Source organism: Bacillus sp. CCB-MMP212 (genome assembly GCF_022748145.1).
In the GTDB taxonomy this organism is placed as follows: Bacteria; Bacillota; Bacilli; order Bacillales; family Bacillaceae_G; genus Bacillus_A; species Bacillus_A cereus.
Window position 1 is genome coordinate 272,121 of the sequence record NZ_JALDQE010000005.1, and the last position, 15,427, is coordinate 287,547.

Below are 15,427 nucleotides of genomic sequence, written 5' to 3' on the forward strand. Positions count from 1 at the left end.
AATATTACTAAGTTCGATGGAGATATGTCGAGATCCCATTTTGTTTTAATTAAATAAAAAACCCGTGAATAATTCACGGGTTTTACTTTAATAACTAATTGCTATTGTACCTTCACCTGCATGAACCGCAAATGAAATTGGTAATGGATATAATTTGAAATCCATTTCAGGGAATGCTTGTCTAATATCTGCAATCCATTCCTCGGCTCCATCTTTATCATTAGCATGGAACATGTGAAGTACTTTTGGTAATTCTTTTTCAAGTTCATTTTTAATATATTCTCGACATTTTTGGATTTTACGAACTTTCTTTTCAAGTAAAAGCTCTCCACCTTTTACTTCTAATATTAAGTTAACACTTAATAAACTTCCAAGTAAAAATTGAATGCCCTTTACACGACCACTTGCATAAAGGCCTTTTAAACTTTTCGGGAATACGTGGAAAGGTCTTCTTTTTTCATCTACTAATGTTTTGTGTATATCTTGTAAAGTCATACCATCATTGTATAACGATTTCGCTTTTCTAATTAGTTCATCCATTGGATAACTTGTTGTTTCACTGTCTAATACCGTTAATGGAAAACCTGCCATTTCTGCAGCTAGCTTCATATTTTGATAGGTTCCACTTACTTTTCCGCTAATAGCAACTGCAAATCCTTCTTCATATTCTTCTTTGCATTTCGTAAATAACTCTACCATTTCCCCAATATTAGGTTGTGAAGTAGTGACTGTTTTACCTTCGTTTAACGCATTATAAACACGTTCACGTACACCTTCTTCACAATCTTTGTACGACATTCCATCAATAATAACTTCGATTGGGATAACAAAGTTATCTCCTTCTGTTTTTAAATTCGCAGTTGTACTATCAGTAATCCAAGCAACACGCTTCATGTTGTTCCTCCCTTAATTCAATTCCTCTTTTCTAATTTTTCTATATATTTATGTTATAAAAAGAGAATATCCCTGTAATAGTAACAGGACTTTATTGTTTTGGCTATAGTAGATGTATATTAAATGTGACTATTTCTTGTCTATTTCACAAATAAAAAAGAAAATCAAGGAATTTGCTCGATTTTCTTCTTATCATATACTATTTAAAAGTTTCATTATCTAAAATTACAACATAATCATTCGTTAATCTTCCAGCTTCTTTTGTATAACTAACAAGCCTTTGTATATTATCACAGCAAATTTTTGCTCCCCATACGAGTAACGGTACGCCAATAAAATCGATATGGAACCTTCTAGAAAACAGACCACCAAAAGTCATTGGTAAAGGTACAGTTGGTGATGTATTAGAAAAAATAATTTTTTCATGACTTTGATAATGTTTTTGCAAGATTTCTCCTAAATGCTTCATCGCAGGTACAACAACTTTTGATGCGCCACATCCAATCGTATATACAGGATGACCATGTTCATCAATTCCATGAAAAATAATTTTCCCCATATCTTCTGTTTTCAATTTATTAAAGTAATCTACATTCAAAATTTCTTCTTTCGTTAACTTACGATCCGTTGGTAATTTATTTAAATGATACGCTGCAGCAAGTGAAGTTGTATGAGTACCGCCGAAGTCTGTGTAAATGTATATCATATTATCATCCCTTGTTGTAAAAGTTCAATGTTAATTAGTATTACCGTTCTTAGCAATGTTAAACAAGGGATGAATGTATTTACGCTTTTTGTGTTAATTCATTATATTTTTTCCAAATATAATAACGTCTACTAATCACGGTGCCTAATGTAATACATAAAAAGGCGTTTGTTACAACCATTAATGTCTGATACGTACTACCAGAAAACATACTTTGTTTAATTATAATTTTTGCTCCTAAAATAACAAGAAGGATTATTGTACTTACCCAATTTCCTTTTCGTAGTACATGACCTGTTTCACTATCTACTCGAAATGTTAAAGCTCTTCCTCGTATAATTCCAAGACCTAAGCCGATTCCAAGCATTACAACAAACAGTAGTCCTTGCAGCAAAGTTATTTGTCCCATATGAATAATGGACTGGATTGTTACAAAGCACAACAAAGCCGGAATGAGCCAAATACGGTTTATTTTCACTTTTCGTTCTTTACTTTGCATCAAAACAATAATAAGAACAACAAGTAAAATATCCATTTAGAATCCTCCTATAAACTTGTTTATCTTTAAAAATTATATTCTCCTCTTTTCATTCCATACTTGAAATACGATAGCTACTTTCAAGTGTAAGATGGAAAATGTGATTTCTCATCAGCCTTAAGCATTATTTATAAAAATAAAAAGACGTACTTTTTACTCGTACGCCTTTAATAACTCGTTTAAACTCCTATTTATCAACTAATTCCACACCTTTAGAATTAGTTTTACCCAACACTCGAATGTTAAATTTATTAATGGCTTTTAAAAAGATATTATAAATAGAATATCCAATAATAGAACCTATAACATTACAGATCACATCATCAATATCAGTAATACGTCCCACTCCACTAAATAAAGACTGAATTAATTGTAGCAATTCAATACTAACTGATATAGTAAATCCCAATAAAATAGTATTTTTGAACTTTTTATATTTATCCCATAAAATTGGTGCTAAAAATCCTAAAGGCATTAATAATAAAATATTCCCGCCTACATTTCTTACAATTAGACCAATCATAAATAGGGCATCCCCATCATAAGCACTACCAATTTGATTGATGTCTTTAATAATTGATGTAAATGGAATTATATTGACCGAGCGATTCAGATTTTCAATATTAGAAGGAAAACCGATTGGTAAAGGGAATAAAGTTACTGCAACAACCATACAAATGTAGACCACGAATAAAAAACTTATTATTTCTTTCCACCAAATCATATGTTTTTTATTTTTTGTACCAATTAATATTCCACGTACAATTAAATAACAAATAACCCCTAAAATAATAAACAAACTACCGTTGATCATATACAAATTGTTAACACATCCTTTCATATGAATTAATAATTTAAATTTACAATTATATAGTAATGTTTTTTAATTTAAAAATCCATATAAACATATGTAATTGTGCAGAATTACAAAAACCCCTTATTTAATAAATAAAGGGGTCCTCGTTAACTAAAATATTTTTCAGAACAGAAACAATCATAAACCCGTTTAAATTATTTTCGTATCTCTTCTTTTATATCCATATAATTAAAAAGCTCTTTCTATTTCTGTCATTAATTTTTCAGGTCCTGCCCCTTTATTCGATGGAATAACTAAAGTGATTCCTAATTCTGGATATATGGCCGAGCGAAAACTGACGCCTGGATCATATCCCATTACATGATATTTAAATACCTTGTTTTCTCGTGTTTCAATCCATATTCCATATCCGTAAGACTGTTTATCATTTACATGAATGTGGGGAGTTAAAAGTAACTTTGTATATTCCTTTCCTAAAATTTCATTATTAAATAGTGCCGCCCAAAATTTCAACATGTCTGGTGCAGTAACATATGCACCTCCATCAGCCCCTCCTTTTATTGGTATAGCGTAAGCGTTTGTTCTCCAATTTTGGTTGGTTTCGTCCTTTATATACCCTAGAGCTGTATGTCTTGGTAATTTATCTAACGAAAAATAGCCAGAATCATTCATGCCAATCGAATTAAAAATGTTTGTTTCTATATACTCCGTAAATTTAAGTCCCGTCTGTTCTTCTATTATTAATCCAAGTATGATAAAACCTGCGTTGTTGTAGTGAAACTTACTCCCAGGTGCAAACATCATATTACTGTTTTGGAATAATGGTAAAAAGTCTTTTAAGCTCTTTAATAGATACATAGGTGTTTGTTTCCAAAGATCCTCGAAGTTATCCATAATACTTTCATCAAAATAATCTGGTATACCAGAGCTATGCGTTAGTAGTTGATGTATTGTAATATCTTCATCGAAGTTTGGAAGTTTTATCTCTAGACAATCCTTTAATTTTGTATGAAAAGAAATAACACCTTTTTCAACAAGTTGACAGATTCCAATTGCAGTAAAAATTTTACATCCTGAGGCAATGCCGAATCTTGTTTGTATCGTATTGTTTATACATTCACTTTTGTTTGCGTAACCCATTGCTTTTTCATAGATTATGTCTTTTTCTTTTTTTACTAAAACTACCCCAGAGAAATCTATTTTCTTTTGTATTTCTTTTACAATTTTATTAATTTCATCTTTTGTTTTTATCACAACAACCACCCTTATCTTTCGGTATTGTTCTTTCCCCTTATTAAATACGATAAATTGTTAATGAGAACACAAAGTTCATTTCGAATGTATTCCGCTATTTGTGGGCAGTAGGACCCTCATCTCAAAATTCAGCGAAAGCAAAGAAGTTAAGTGGGGACCCCGCTGCCCGTAAAAGCCCGATTGGTGAGGGCTGATAATCAGTGGGGGATGCCCCCTGATTAAAGTTTCACTTTATTGATTCAGTAGAATACAACTTAGATTGTGATGGGAATAAAGTAAACACACACAAGACGATAGTAATAAATAACATGATCAATGAGCCTACAATAACTACAAGTTGTATAGAAATGAACTGAGTCGCAACACCAGATAATATTGTAATAAAGATTGTTACTAACGCAATAACAAGTCCATATATACTTCCGATCCGTCCCATTATATGAACGGGAACGTTATTTTGGTAAAACGTATAAAATCCTGTATTTGCATATGCCATAGAGAAAGATAAAATAAAGAATCCAATAGCAGCTATTAAAAATATATTTGAAAAAGCATAAATTAAATAACCAATTGCGATGAATAATGATCCTATTCCAATTAGAAATGAATGTGCTAATTTCTTTGACAAAATTGTATTTGTTATGGCACCTAAAATAAATCCTGCACCAGCTATACTAACTAGAAAACCATATTCACTATCTGTTAGTAGTAATACCTCTTTCGCAAACGATAGTTCAAGTGAATCAGTAGCAGTTGCTAATACGAACATACTTTGAAATAAGAAATACACACATACGACATACACATGTTTTCTACTAAAATTTATAACAGTGTTCCAATCTTTTTTTAATACTGTAAGAGATAATGTATTACTTGTTGTATCCGAAGCTTCTTTCTTATCAAGATTAGGTAAAAGTAATGTAATGAATCCTGATAAGAGAAATGCTATAGCATTCATATATATAGCAAACTCTGGTGTACCTGCAATTAATAATCCCCCCGCTACTGCTGGTCCAATTAATGATGCACCAGATCCTATTAAAGTACGTAATGAGTTGAAACGTTGTCTTTGCTCTACTGGAATTAATTTCGTCATATACGTCATAGCAGTTGGCTCATAAATTGCACTGGCCATACTTATAAAGAATACGAATACATAAACAATCCAAAGTGACGGAAGTAAAGGTAAAATAGCGATAAATAACGCACGATATATATCGAGGTGAATCATTAATTTCCGTTTATTTAAACGATCAATCATACTCCCAGACCAAGCGTTTGTAAATAAAGTGGCTAATGGTTTTATTACATATAAAGTAGCGACAGCTAAGGCTAAGCCACCCATATGATAGACAAGTACATTCAGTGCTATTAAGTAAATCCATGCCCCTAAATTCGCAATACCAACACCGGACAGTAGTAATAAAGGATATTTCCAATCTTTAAGAAAATTTTTCATTTTTGGCCCCCGCTTTCAAAATTGTTTTACAACAATAAAAAAATCCCACCCCCAAGACTTTTAATCTTAGGGACGAGATTTATCATCGCGGTGCCACCCTAGTTTGTTAATATGTCACCATACTAACCTTATCAGGTACTGCATTCTAATTCATGCTTATACCATAGCTCTATAACGGGAGCTCCCGTCACACCATCCCCTAATAATAGGTTCCGATGTGCTGCTCAGAGGCTTGGTTCAATAAAGAATTTTTACTCCTTTTCAGCTACATGGAGCTCTCTGTGAAAAATTCATTTTATTTACTCTTCTCTTCACTGCATTTATTTTTTCCATATTATCACATATAAATTTAACTGTAAATAAACAATAATCAGATATTTAACAACGTGTCACTGTTAGTTCTTTTATTTATTATTTTTTCTAAAAATTACGGTGCGTGAAATTACTCGCAACTCTAAAGAAAGAGCTATTTGCATATAGCTCCTTCCAAATGCCTGGATTAATTCGTATTCGCCTCTGTTAACGGTTGTAACGGCGGTTCTAATTCTAGTTCTAGTGTATCTCCTTCTTTTAAATCTTGTCCTTTTTCAATACTTTGACTCGTTACATAACCCGTACCAGAAGTTTTCAAATCTAATTTCAAAAGTTTAGAGAAATACATAACATCACGCATGGACCACCCTTTTACATTTGGCATTTGTGCGTTATTCCCTAATAAAAATATCCGATCACCTTCACTTATTACCTCGCCAGACTGTGGATATTGTTTTATTATTTTTCCTTCTCCTAAAATTACCGGCTGTAGCTTCTCTTTTTCTACACTTTTCTCTATTGTATCCATCGATTGATTTACATAATTTTGTACTTTTAATTGAGATTGTTTCGCTGCATCAGCTATTTGTTTTTCTGTATACGGTTTCACCTTTAAATATTCAAGGCTGTTTTTTATAACAGGTTTAAATATTTCAGCAAGAGGCTGAGCTCCATACTCATCTCCTTTTAACTTTGGCTGCTTAATAGCTAAGTATACGATTAACTCCGGATCGTCAATTGGAGCCATTCCTAAAAAGGAGAAAATGTAATTCTCTTTCCCTTCCATATATCGGCCATTTTCAGGATTCGGGATTTGTGCTGTTCCTGTCTTACCTCCAATTGGATAACCATCCACTTTATACATTGTACCAGTTCCTTTTGAAGATGTTATAACACGCTCCATTAAGCTTCTAACCTTGTCCGCTGTTTCTTTTTTTATCGGATTCCCAATTTCTTTCGGTTGATTTTCCATAATAACTTCTTTGTTTGTTGGATTTACAACTTTATCAACGATATATGGTTGCATCATTTTCCCGTCATTTGCTATAGCAGTAGCCGCTTGGATTAATTGAATCGGAGTTACTGTAGAACCTTGACCGAAAGAAGTTGTAACCTGTTGAATTTGTGTATTTAATAATAAAGTATTTTTCCTTTCTCCAGGTAAATCTATCCCTGTTTTTTGATTGAATCCAAATTTATTCATATATTGCTTAAATTTATTTGGTTTCAGTAACTGATCTTCTAAAATAGAAAAAGCTACGTTTGATGACCTTTCAAATCCTTCATCAAATGTAATTGATCCCCATCCAAATCCACCATTATGGTCTTTTATATCAGATGAACCAACGGAATATTTTCCAGATTGAAAATATTCTTTTCCGTTATATACACCTTCATTAATGGCAGCTGCTAATGTAAAAACTTTCATTGTTGAACCTGGTTCATATGCATTTGCAATCGGGTCATTTAAAAAGTATTCGATATCACCTACATTAGGATTGTAACTAGGTTTACTAGACATCGCTAAAACCTTTCCTGTTTTTGGATCAGCAATAATGCCAATTAACATAGAAGGATCATAATGTTCTTGCGCTTTGTTCATCGCTTCTTCTAAAAAACTATTAATTTGTTTATCAAGCGTTAAATATACGTTATTCCCATTTTTAGCTGGTTCTACTTTACCTATATCATTTGTAAGCGGAATTCCCCTTCGTGTACCCACATATTCTATATTTCCGTTTGTAGAGCGCAAATATTTATCCAAACTCTTTTCAAGCCCAAACTTCCCTTCCGTATTCCCTTTATCATCTGGTCTAGCAAAACCAAGTATATAGGATGCAAAGTCTTCATTCGGATACACTCTTGCTTTTTCCGACATAAAAGATACACCTGGTATTTTTAAATTATTAATTTTTTCTTTCGTTTCCCTAGATAAATTCCGACCAATTTTTCCAATTTCAACTTGTGTACGCCCTTCATGAAAGTTTTTTAATACTTCTTCTTTATCAATTCCAAGCGCATCGGCTAATTGTTGTGCGGTTTCATCTTTATTTTTCACTTTATCTTTTCCTTTTAAATTCACAACAACTCGATACGTTGTAGAATCTTGTACTAACACCTTTCCGGTTTGATCATAGATAGTGCCACGATTCGCTTCTAAAACACCTTTTTTATTATGTTGTTCATTCGCGAGATCCTTTACATTCACATTATGCACGACTCCTACTGCCTGAATGTAGAATATACGCAAAATCATAATAAGAAACAAAACAATAAAAGCAATCATCATATATCGAGCGCCTTTATTCGTTTGGAGTTTTTGCATACTTATCTCCTCTCTTTTGGAATGGATTCGTACGAAGATCCGTTTTTAAATTTGTAGTTTTTGTTTGCAATACTATATGTTTCGAAGTTTTCTTTTTAATTCCTTTAAAACAATGCGAAACTGACTATTGTTATTTTGTGTTATTATTTTATATATTAAAAATACGGTGCGTGAAATTTCAGAATATTAATTAGTACAACTTGATTACAGAGCACTCTAAACTCTTTTCGTATTTCCTATAAAAAAATTCCCCTCTGGATGTCCAAAGGGGAACTTTTTATAGGAAAATTATGCGATATGGTTATATTTCGCTAAGAAAGGAATTCGTCTCGCTACTAATGCATACATTTTGAATACAAGTTTCGCTATTGGTTCAAACATACGTGTACTTTGCATTACTAAAGCACTCGTAATAAGTGTTAAGAATGCTGCACCAAGTATATCTAAAGGATAATGAACACCTACGTACATACGTGATATACCGACTAGTACTGCCCATAATAGCGCGATATATTTCAGTTTTTCTCCTCTAAGAATAAATACGAAGGCGATTGAAAATACAAGTACAGAATGATCACTAACGAATGATGAATCTGCTGCATGTGGTACTAATTGATGTACATCATGTGATACGAACGGACGCGGATGGTAATATACCGCGTGTATAAGAACATTTACTAATAATGCAATAATAACCGAAAGCGTCGTATATAAAACTGTATATTGTTTTCTAATTGCCTTTTCTTTCTTTCCATTATTAAACCATAAGATAAACATAAATAGAACGGCTACGTATGCAGCGCTATTTGTAATAGCAATCATTAACGTATCTAATAGTTTGGATGAATCAGCAAAATTATTAAACCACTGAAATACTGTGTAATTCATTAAACTCTCTCCTTACATACAAGTGTTCTTGATTTACACAGTATACAATACCATTATGAAAATAGGCTTAAACTTTTTTCATCTAATTCTCATTTTACTATTACTCATGTGACAATTATAAAACAAATTTTATACGCTATTTATGTATAAAGCCGGTAAGCCTTTATAATAAGGCGGTTCGTATTTTTTTCATGTTTGAAATACATAACATATTCATTTAAATATACTAATTGCAAAATCATATTTTTTAATTCATTTGAAGTACAATATTTCCGAATTGTTCCCCATGTTCCATACGGCTTAGTGCACTAATTGCTTCTTCTAACGAGTAAACCTTATCAATAATTGGTTTAATTTGATATTTTTCAATAAACTTTATCATCTCATTAAATTCCTCACGGCTACCCATGGATGTTCCCATAATATCAATTTGATTATAAAATAATGCGCGTAATGGTAATTCAATTGTATCTCCTGAGCTTGCACCAAAATTCACGATTCTTCCATTTGGTTTTAATACATCAAAATATTTCAAGAAAGTTGCCGGGCCTATACTATCTATTATTAAATCTACTTTTTCACCTTGTAAGCTCTCTTCCCAATTTCCGGTACTATTAAAAGAAATATCTGCACCATATTTTTCAGCAAGTTCTCTTTTATTCTCTACCCTTGAAGTAACACTCACTTTTGCGCCGATTGCTTTCGCGAATAACATGGCAAATGTAGCTACACCACCTCCTATTCCCGGAATTAAAACATGTTCACCGCACTTCAATCTACCCTTTGTAAAAAGCGCTCTATATGCAGTTAATGCGGATAAAGATAAAACACCTGATTCTTCCCAAGTAAGATATGACGGCTTTTCTACTACATTTTCAGCTGGTACAATTACATATTCAGCAAACGTTCCATCTTTTGGTCCACCTAGCACTTCCGGTAACTCCGGTACTTCAGTAGCATGTTCCCATCCAATACTAGGATTAATAATAACTTCTGTATGTAGTGTAATATTTGAAACTCCTTCTCCTATTTCTGTAACAATTCCTGATCCATCTGACCCTATTACTAATGGTAGATCCATTTCTTTTCTATTATTTATAATAAATAAATCCCTATGATTTAATCCTGCAGCTTTTAACTTGACTTTTACTTCACCTGCATTAGGACTTATCTCAGGTAGAAATTTATATTCTAACCCCTCTAATCCTTTTTCATATTGATGTACAATAGCTTTCATTGCTTAATTCCCCCTTAATATTTCCAATGTACTAGAAATATCAAAATAAATAAAATAGTTTGCCTCCAATAATTAGAAATTATATATTTTGACATGAAAAAAATCCCCTCCCTATAAAAAGTATAGGAAGAGGTTTCAAAACTAGTTAGATAGGAATCTATAAATTCATTGAGTTCTAGCCAATTCTAATATTTTTCGAATAAACGGCGCTTTCGCCTTTGTATATGAGACACGATCAAAAGCATATGTAATAGCAAGCATCTCTTTTAATTCTCTATATTCTTTACGTGCCCATTCATGCCTTATTAGAAAGTCACGAAATAAAATATTGTTTCTCCACTCATCACTATTATAAATATAAATATGCAAATGATGAGTACCCGCTCTCCATTTTCCCTTTCTAAAAAAACGCCAATTGGTTGTATCTTTTGGAACATATTCATATCCAATTTCCGATAGAACTTCAATCCAGTTTTCAGTAATTTGTAAGTCTGTTACGCCAATCATCATATCAATAAGAGGTTTAGCTCCTAATCCTTCTACTGCTGTGCTTCCTATATGTTCAACAGCAATTATTTCTTGTCCTAACAAGGAACAGAATTTCTCTTTTTCTTTTATATACTCTTCAACCCAGTCTTTTTGATATGCTTTAATAACAATTTGTTGATCCATTGTATTCACCTCTTTATAAGTGTTTATCATTATATTTATAAAATTTTATATTATTAGCATAGGATTTCCATAAAATATGTCGAATAGTGGAATGTACAACATAATTATATTAAATGTGAGGTAATCTATGAAAGATAATTCCGTGGAAATTCAGTTACTATCTATGAAGATTTAAAGCATGAATCGCTCATAAGACTAATTGATCATTTTCCAGTCCAATCTGGATATGTATTAATTTTCGATTGGTTTGATGGTGAATGTCTTCATTCGCATTGGAGTTTCCCACCTCCTGAGAAATATAAAAATCCAAACTCTCCATTTTATAAATTTAGACATTTATCTGCTATAGAACGAATTCATTCCTTACATTCCCTTTTTTCTTTCCATACTTATGTAGAAAAGAAAAACTATGTAGCAATAGATTTTTATGACGGTAGTATTTTATATAATTTTAATACAAACGAAACAAAAATTTGTGATATAGATTTATACAGTAAGAAACCTTACATAAATAAAATGGGCCGGCTATGGGGTTCCTCCCGTTTTATGTCACCAGAGGAATTTGAACTAAACGCTATAATTGATGAAAGAACAAATGTATTTAATATGGGAGCAATGGCTTTCTCACTTTTAGGCGGTGAAAAAGATCGTTCCTTTATAAAATGGGAAGCAAGTAAGGAATTATATGAGGTAGCGTATCGTGCTGTAAATAAAGATCGCGCAGAACGGTATGCATCAGTTACAGAATTCTACGAAGCGTGGTTAAAAGCAGCTAACGCAGAAAATATATAACCTTAAATTATTAAAAGAAATATAGAGTTTATACTATACTTGTTTTGTTTTCTTTGCTATTGCAAACTTCAAAAAAGCTGCAAGTAGGAGGAGGAGCGGTATTCCCTGAATAAAGAGACATCCTCCAAAAAAATCAAGCGTAGTGCTATATGGAGAGTCTGTTGCCATCACACCTATAAATAAAGCCATTGGACTTGTGAGTAGATTTATCCCTAAACAGATCATTATCAATGATAGATTTTTAGCCTTAATTTTTGATGAACCAGACAAGAAAAATAAAAATATCGCAGTACCAAATATAAGAAACAGTGTTACATAAAAACTTACCATAATATCCCTCTATGAATCTAATTGTACCATTAGAAAGGACAAATTTGAATAAATAGGATATTTATGTAAGTCAGATATAGTGTCTCTTTATCAGTGGCAAGAAAAAAGTGGATCCCTACTCTCTCACAAGGAATCCACTCTTTCTATTTCTACAACTCTATTTATATACGTTCCTCTTCTTGTCCTTACGAGAACTGCCATCACTAGATCATTAACATAATTATCTTTAGCGGAAGTTAAAGGTTTTTATTTTCTTGCTCAATTAAAGCACCTGTTAGTTAAAGATTATGGATAATTAATTTGAAAGTTTTTTATCTAAATACACCTTTTCTTTTGGAAAGCCAATCTTCTAAGGCATCTTCGTGTAGTTTTGTGAATAATTTTGGTATTTGGTCTATTGGGAAGTATTTTAAATCCAAAGTCTCAATACCATCTACAGTAAGTTCTCCACCAATTGGCTTACATTGAAAACAATGAGTGATAGTCTGAGCTTTATCTCCGTTCGGAAACTCACCAGAATATTTAGAATAGACACCTATAAGATGTTCAACTTCAACATTTAATCCTGTCTCCTCAAATATTTCTCGTTTAGCGGTTTCTTCAAGAGATTCTCCAAGTTCCATAGCACCACCTGGAAGACCCCATTCATTTCTATCTCCCCGTTTTTGTAAAAGAATTTCATTTCGTTCGTTATAAACAATACCTCCAGCAAAATTAAGAAATATTAAATCATGTCCTACTTTTCCCCGGATATAACGAATGTAGTCCTTATTTGTAGTCATAAATTCCCTCCTAATTTATATATATAATACAAATTAATTATATATAAAGATAGAAGAAAATAGTAACAAAAATGATAATATTCCTTATTCTCATAAGGGATTTGCCCTTTACTTTTTATCAATCTATGCGTTTATTAACCATTTCTATTCTAATACCTTCATTTCCTAAATCCCCTTTCAAAATAAAGAGACCACCATTTCTTAAAACAATTTTATCGCAGTTCTAAAAATTGGTGTCCTCTAGTTTTCTAGCCGGACTATATTCTATTTTCAAGCCCATTTCTATCTCCCCATGAATAAAACTCAATGTTCTGTTTATACTACAACTACATCTAGAGACACATCACTGTTTAGAGCGGCTAGGTTTTGTTAGCTGCTCTTTTGTGTTTTACACAAATAAAATCAATAACTCAGCATATAATATCTATGTAGCTAGACTATTACCTCTGTATCGAGCAGTTAGGCTGGGCTAAATGCTCTTTTATTTATGACAAAATAAAACTTTTAAACAAAATTACTTTCGTATAACATTTTCAATCTCGCTTACACTATAACTGTAACTTTAAATTACACATCTATTACTTGTAGGGCCTAATTTTCTTTTGTGGAACAGGGGTTAGCTCATAAAGTTAACCACTTTGTTGCGTTAAATATTTTTTATTTCTCAATACTTAATACCTGGAATTATTTCTAATTTATTGGTATTAAGTATTGACATAGATTTTCCTCATATGCAATTTTTGAAAAGGCCTTTTCTCTCATATCAGGCTCTTTTATTTATTAAAAAAAGATTATTTTATATAGATTACTATAAGCATCCATAAAGCCAAAGCACCAATGATAGCGAGTACTATACGTGTTGATAGTATCCTTACTTCAAAGTCTGTTTTCTTGGAGGGTTCAGGATATGCAATTATGTAAATTCCCTTTAATAATGCAAGCCATGCAATAACCGTTAGGAATCCCTGCCAGTTGAATACCCATACATTATGTAGAATTACAGTACCTAATCCTAGGAAAATCGATAGAAAACCATACATAATACCAAATCCTCTGTCTTCAACCACTATTTTTTTTAAGTCACGTAGCACAGATGGACGGACGAAAAGTATTCCCGATACGATAACCGTCATCCATCCCCAGAACAGCCCTAAAAAAGTACTAGTTTCCATTATTATTTCACTCCCCTCAATTATATTTATATTTCAGATATTCCTTCCTTTAGAACAATTCCAGCACTTTTCACATTTACAATAACTAAATATCCCCATCTTACCAGTTTTAAAATCTTCATTGTCATGACTATTAATAAGTTTATATCTTTGTATACATTTAGATTATTTTAATTTACCCAACCAATTTCCTAATATAAATTAATTCCTTTCCTCTCGAAGATATTCTTTCTATTCCCACCCTCTTAAGGATACCTTAGAAAATATTTCTAATTATTGTAACGTGGTAGCTTGTTTTTCTTTAAACAAAAGGCTTATTTTGTTTAAAAATTCATTCCAATTTATAACCACTATATTTTTCCTATATTTTCTATTACAATTTAATAGAAATATTTTGATAACAAAGGAGCAACCTATGAAGCATAATATAAATCTATGGTCTTTTATTTTTTCATTCATTTGCATTGCTTTTTTTCTTATATATCTTGAAATATGCACACCTGAAATGAATGCGTCGTTTATAAATATCGTTTATTTTCACCCTTTATTTTTTGTACTCATTTTTTCAATAGGAACTTTTTTTGCTGGTATTAAAGGCTTCTCTAAAGCAGGTAATTGGATAACAATGCTTAGAAGCATAGTAACAGTTCTGCTAACATTGTTATTATCAGTGTTTTTAACACTAACTTTAATCATTGGTTATGCATTAAGTTAAATGTAATTCTTCACGAATAAAACTAAATATTACGTCAATACTATATATGACATTAGATTTTCTCCTTGTTCCCCCTTGGAGATGAGCAGTTAGTTTTTGTTAACTACTCTTATTTTCTACAATTGGTTTCATTTACCTGATGTATTTAACGTAATATTAAGTTACGATATAAACGAATAAAATATATTTGGCTGTTATACCATTACCCTAGGAAACTAGGGTTTTTATTTCTATAAAATGAAATTTTTATTGTAATTACTCACCTATAGTTTTATATTTTTCAAACATTCCTTCCGGAGAGTATTTACTAGCTGCCTTATCATTAATTCCGTTCTTCCTAATGCTAAAGCAATTTCCTTCACCTTTCCGAATCCATAATACTTATATATGTAGGCTAATCCTTTCGTTGTATACGGCTTCTTATGATTCGGATGGTAATCGGGATGATACTTCATTCGGCCCTGCGCATCATATTGAACTTCCACCTTGATCACTTTCCTTTCAAATGAAGTTTTTATTAAGCTACTTGATAA

Annotated in this window: 14 protein-coding genes, 2 pseudogenes and 1 other annotated feature; of the genes and pseudogenes, 2 read left to right on the top strand and 14 right to left on the bottom strand. The window is 31.9% G+C overall.

The window, feature by feature from the left end:
- Positions 1 to 87 precede the first annotated feature (87 nt).
- The 10 genes from MRP26_RS16125 to MRP26_RS16170 form a co-directional block, all read right to left on the bottom strand.
- A complete protein-coding gene (locus MRP26_RS16125; protein ID WP_000831926.1) occupies positions 88 to 894 on the bottom strand; it encodes a DegV family protein in 807 nt (268 codons plus the stop codon).
- A gap of 199 nt (positions 895 to 1,093) precedes the next feature.
- Positions 1,094 to 1,600: a DUF3189 family protein gene (locus MRP26_RS16130; RefSeq protein WP_000639421.1), complete on the bottom strand. Its 507-nt coding sequence runs from the start codon at positions 1,598 to 1,600 to the stop codon at positions 1,094 to 1,096.
- Positions 1,601 to 1,679: 79 nt separating this feature from the next.
- Positions 1,680 to 2,135, bottom strand: coding sequence for a CcdC protein domain-containing protein (locus MRP26_RS16135; RefSeq protein WP_071732182.1), 456 nt, complete (start codon positions 2,133 to 2,135; stop codon positions 1,680 to 1,682).
- Between the two features lie 190 nt (positions 2,136 to 2,325).
- Positions 2,326 to 2,958: a VanZ family protein gene (locus MRP26_RS16140; protein WP_071732183.1), complete on the bottom strand. Its 633-nt coding sequence runs from the start codon at positions 2,956 to 2,958 to the stop codon at positions 2,326 to 2,328.
- A gap of 225 nt (positions 2,959 to 3,183) precedes the next feature.
- A complete protein-coding gene (locus MRP26_RS16145) occupies positions 3,184 to 4,209 on the bottom strand; it encodes a serine hydrolase domain-containing protein (protein WP_053564324.1) in 1,026 nt (341 codons plus the stop codon).
- A gap of 226 nt (positions 4,210 to 4,435) precedes the next feature.
- Positions 4,436 to 5,668 (bottom strand): MFS transporter, encoded by a 1,233-nt coding sequence (locus tag MRP26_RS16150; protein WP_053564325.1) that lies wholly within the window; start codon positions 5,666 to 5,668, stop codon positions 4,436 to 4,438.
- Positions 5,669 to 5,733: 65 nt separating this feature from the next.
- Positions 5,734 to 5,992 (bottom strand) — a binding site (T-box leader).
- Between the two features lie 175 nt (positions 5,993 to 6,167).
- Positions 6,168 to 8,306, bottom strand: coding sequence for a penicillin-binding protein (locus MRP26_RS16155; RefSeq protein ID WP_088021930.1), 2,139 nt, complete (start codon positions 8,304 to 8,306; stop codon positions 6,168 to 6,170).
- A 288-nt stretch (positions 8,307 to 8,594) separates the two neighbouring features.
- Positions 8,595 to 9,194: an undecaprenyl-diphosphatase gene (locus tag MRP26_RS16160; protein ID WP_001110124.1), complete on the bottom strand. Its 600-nt coding sequence runs from the start codon at positions 9,192 to 9,194 to the stop codon at positions 8,595 to 8,597.
- A gap of 247 nt (positions 9,195 to 9,441) precedes the next feature.
- The gene (locus MRP26_RS16165) at positions 9,442 to 10,431 is read right to left on the bottom strand and encodes a zinc-binding dehydrogenase (protein ID WP_053564327.1); all 990 of its coding nucleotides are present in this window, start codon (positions 10,429 to 10,431) and stop codon (positions 9,442 to 9,444) included.
- Between the two features lie 165 nt (positions 10,432 to 10,596).
- The gene (locus tag MRP26_RS16170; protein ID WP_053564328.1) at positions 10,597 to 11,103 is read right to left on the bottom strand and encodes a GrpB family protein; all 507 of its coding nucleotides are present in this window, start codon (positions 11,101 to 11,103) and stop codon (positions 10,597 to 10,599) included.
- 147 nt (positions 11,104 to 11,250) lie between these two features.
- Here MRP26_RS16170 and MRP26_RS16175 point away from each other — a divergent pair.
- Positions 11,251 to 11,895 (top strand): annotated as a pseudogene (locus MRP26_RS16175) (protein kinase domain-containing protein); the annotation flags it as partial.
- A gap of 33 nt (positions 11,896 to 11,928) precedes the next feature.
- Here the strand turns inward: MRP26_RS16175 and MRP26_RS16180 are convergent.
- The 3 genes from MRP26_RS16180 to MRP26_RS16190 all read right to left on the bottom strand — a co-directional run bounded on the left by MRP26_RS16180 (position 11,929) and on the right by MRP26_RS16190 (position 14,179).
- Positions 11,929 to 12,225: a hypothetical protein gene (locus MRP26_RS16180; protein WP_000253417.1), complete on the bottom strand. Its 297-nt coding sequence runs from the start codon at positions 12,223 to 12,225 to the stop codon at positions 11,929 to 11,931.
- A 311-nt stretch (positions 12,226 to 12,536) separates the two neighbouring features.
- Complete coding sequence (locus tag MRP26_RS16185; protein WP_000210489.1) at positions 12,537 to 13,007, bottom strand: NUDIX hydrolase; 471 nt, start codon at positions 13,005 to 13,007, stop codon at positions 12,537 to 12,539.
- Between the two features lie 791 nt (positions 13,008 to 13,798).
- A complete protein-coding gene (locus MRP26_RS16190) occupies positions 13,799 to 14,179 on the bottom strand; it encodes a hypothetical protein (protein WP_197242501.1) in 381 nt (126 codons plus the stop codon).
- A 415-nt stretch (positions 14,180 to 14,594) separates the two neighbouring features.
- On the opposite strand from MRP26_RS16190, the gene MRP26_RS16195 reads away from it, so the two are divergent.
- Positions 14,595 to 14,894, top strand: coding sequence for a hypothetical protein (locus tag MRP26_RS16195; RefSeq protein WP_053564331.1), 300 nt, complete (start codon positions 14,595 to 14,597; stop codon positions 14,892 to 14,894).
- Between the two features lie 255 nt (positions 14,895 to 15,149).
- On the opposite strand, the pseudogene MRP26_RS16200 reads toward MRP26_RS16195, so the two are convergent.
- Positions 15,150 to 15,379, bottom strand: a pseudogene (locus tag MRP26_RS16200) (DNA-entry nuclease).
- Positions 15,380 to 15,427: the final 48 nt, after the last annotated feature.

Bases quoted from the DNA above. Each gene is read 5' to 3' on its own strand.
- MRP26_RS16125 (WP_000831926.1), bottom strand. From the start codon at position 894: ATGAAGCGTGTTGCTTGGATTACTGATAGTACAACTGCGAATTTAAAA.
- MRP26_RS16130 (WP_000639421.1), bottom strand. From the start codon at position 1,600: ATGATATACATTTACACAGACTTCGGCGGTACTCATACAACTTCACTT.
- MRP26_RS16135 (WP_071732182.1), bottom strand. From the start codon at position 2,135: ATGGATATTTTACTTGTTGTTCTTATTATTGTTTTGATGCAAAGTAAA.
- MRP26_RS16150 (WP_053564325.1), bottom strand. From the start codon at position 5,668: ATGAAAAATTTTCTTAAAGATTGGAAATATCCTTTATTACTACTGTCC.
- MRP26_RS16155 (WP_088021930.1), bottom strand. From the start codon at position 8,306: ATGCAAAAACTCCAAACGAATAAAGGCGCTCGATATATGATGATTGCT.
- MRP26_RS16160 (WP_001110124.1), bottom strand. From the start codon at position 9,194: ATGAATTACACAGTATTTCAGTGGTTTAATAATTTTGCTGATTCATCC.
- MRP26_RS16165 (WP_053564327.1), bottom strand. From the start codon at position 10,431: ATGAAAGCTATTGTACATCAATATGAAAAAGGATTAGAGGGGTTAGAA.
- MRP26_RS16170 (WP_053564328.1), bottom strand. From the start codon at position 11,103: ATGGATCAACAAATTGTTATTAAAGCATATCAAAAAGACTGGGTTGAA.
- MRP26_RS16180 (WP_000253417.1), bottom strand. From the start codon at position 12,225: ATGGTAAGTTTTTATGTAACACTGTTTCTTATATTTGGTACTGCGATA.
- MRP26_RS16185 (WP_000210489.1), bottom strand. From the start codon at position 13,007: ATGACTACAAATAAGGACTACATTCGTTATATCCGGGGAAAAGTAGGA.
- MRP26_RS16190 (WP_197242501.1), bottom strand. From the start codon at position 14,179: ATGGAAACTAGTACTTTTTTAGGGCTGTTCTGGGGATGGATGACGGTT.
- MRP26_RS16195 (WP_053564331.1), top strand. From the start codon at position 14,595: ATGAAGCATAATATAAATCTATGGTCTTTTATTTTTTCATTCATTTGC.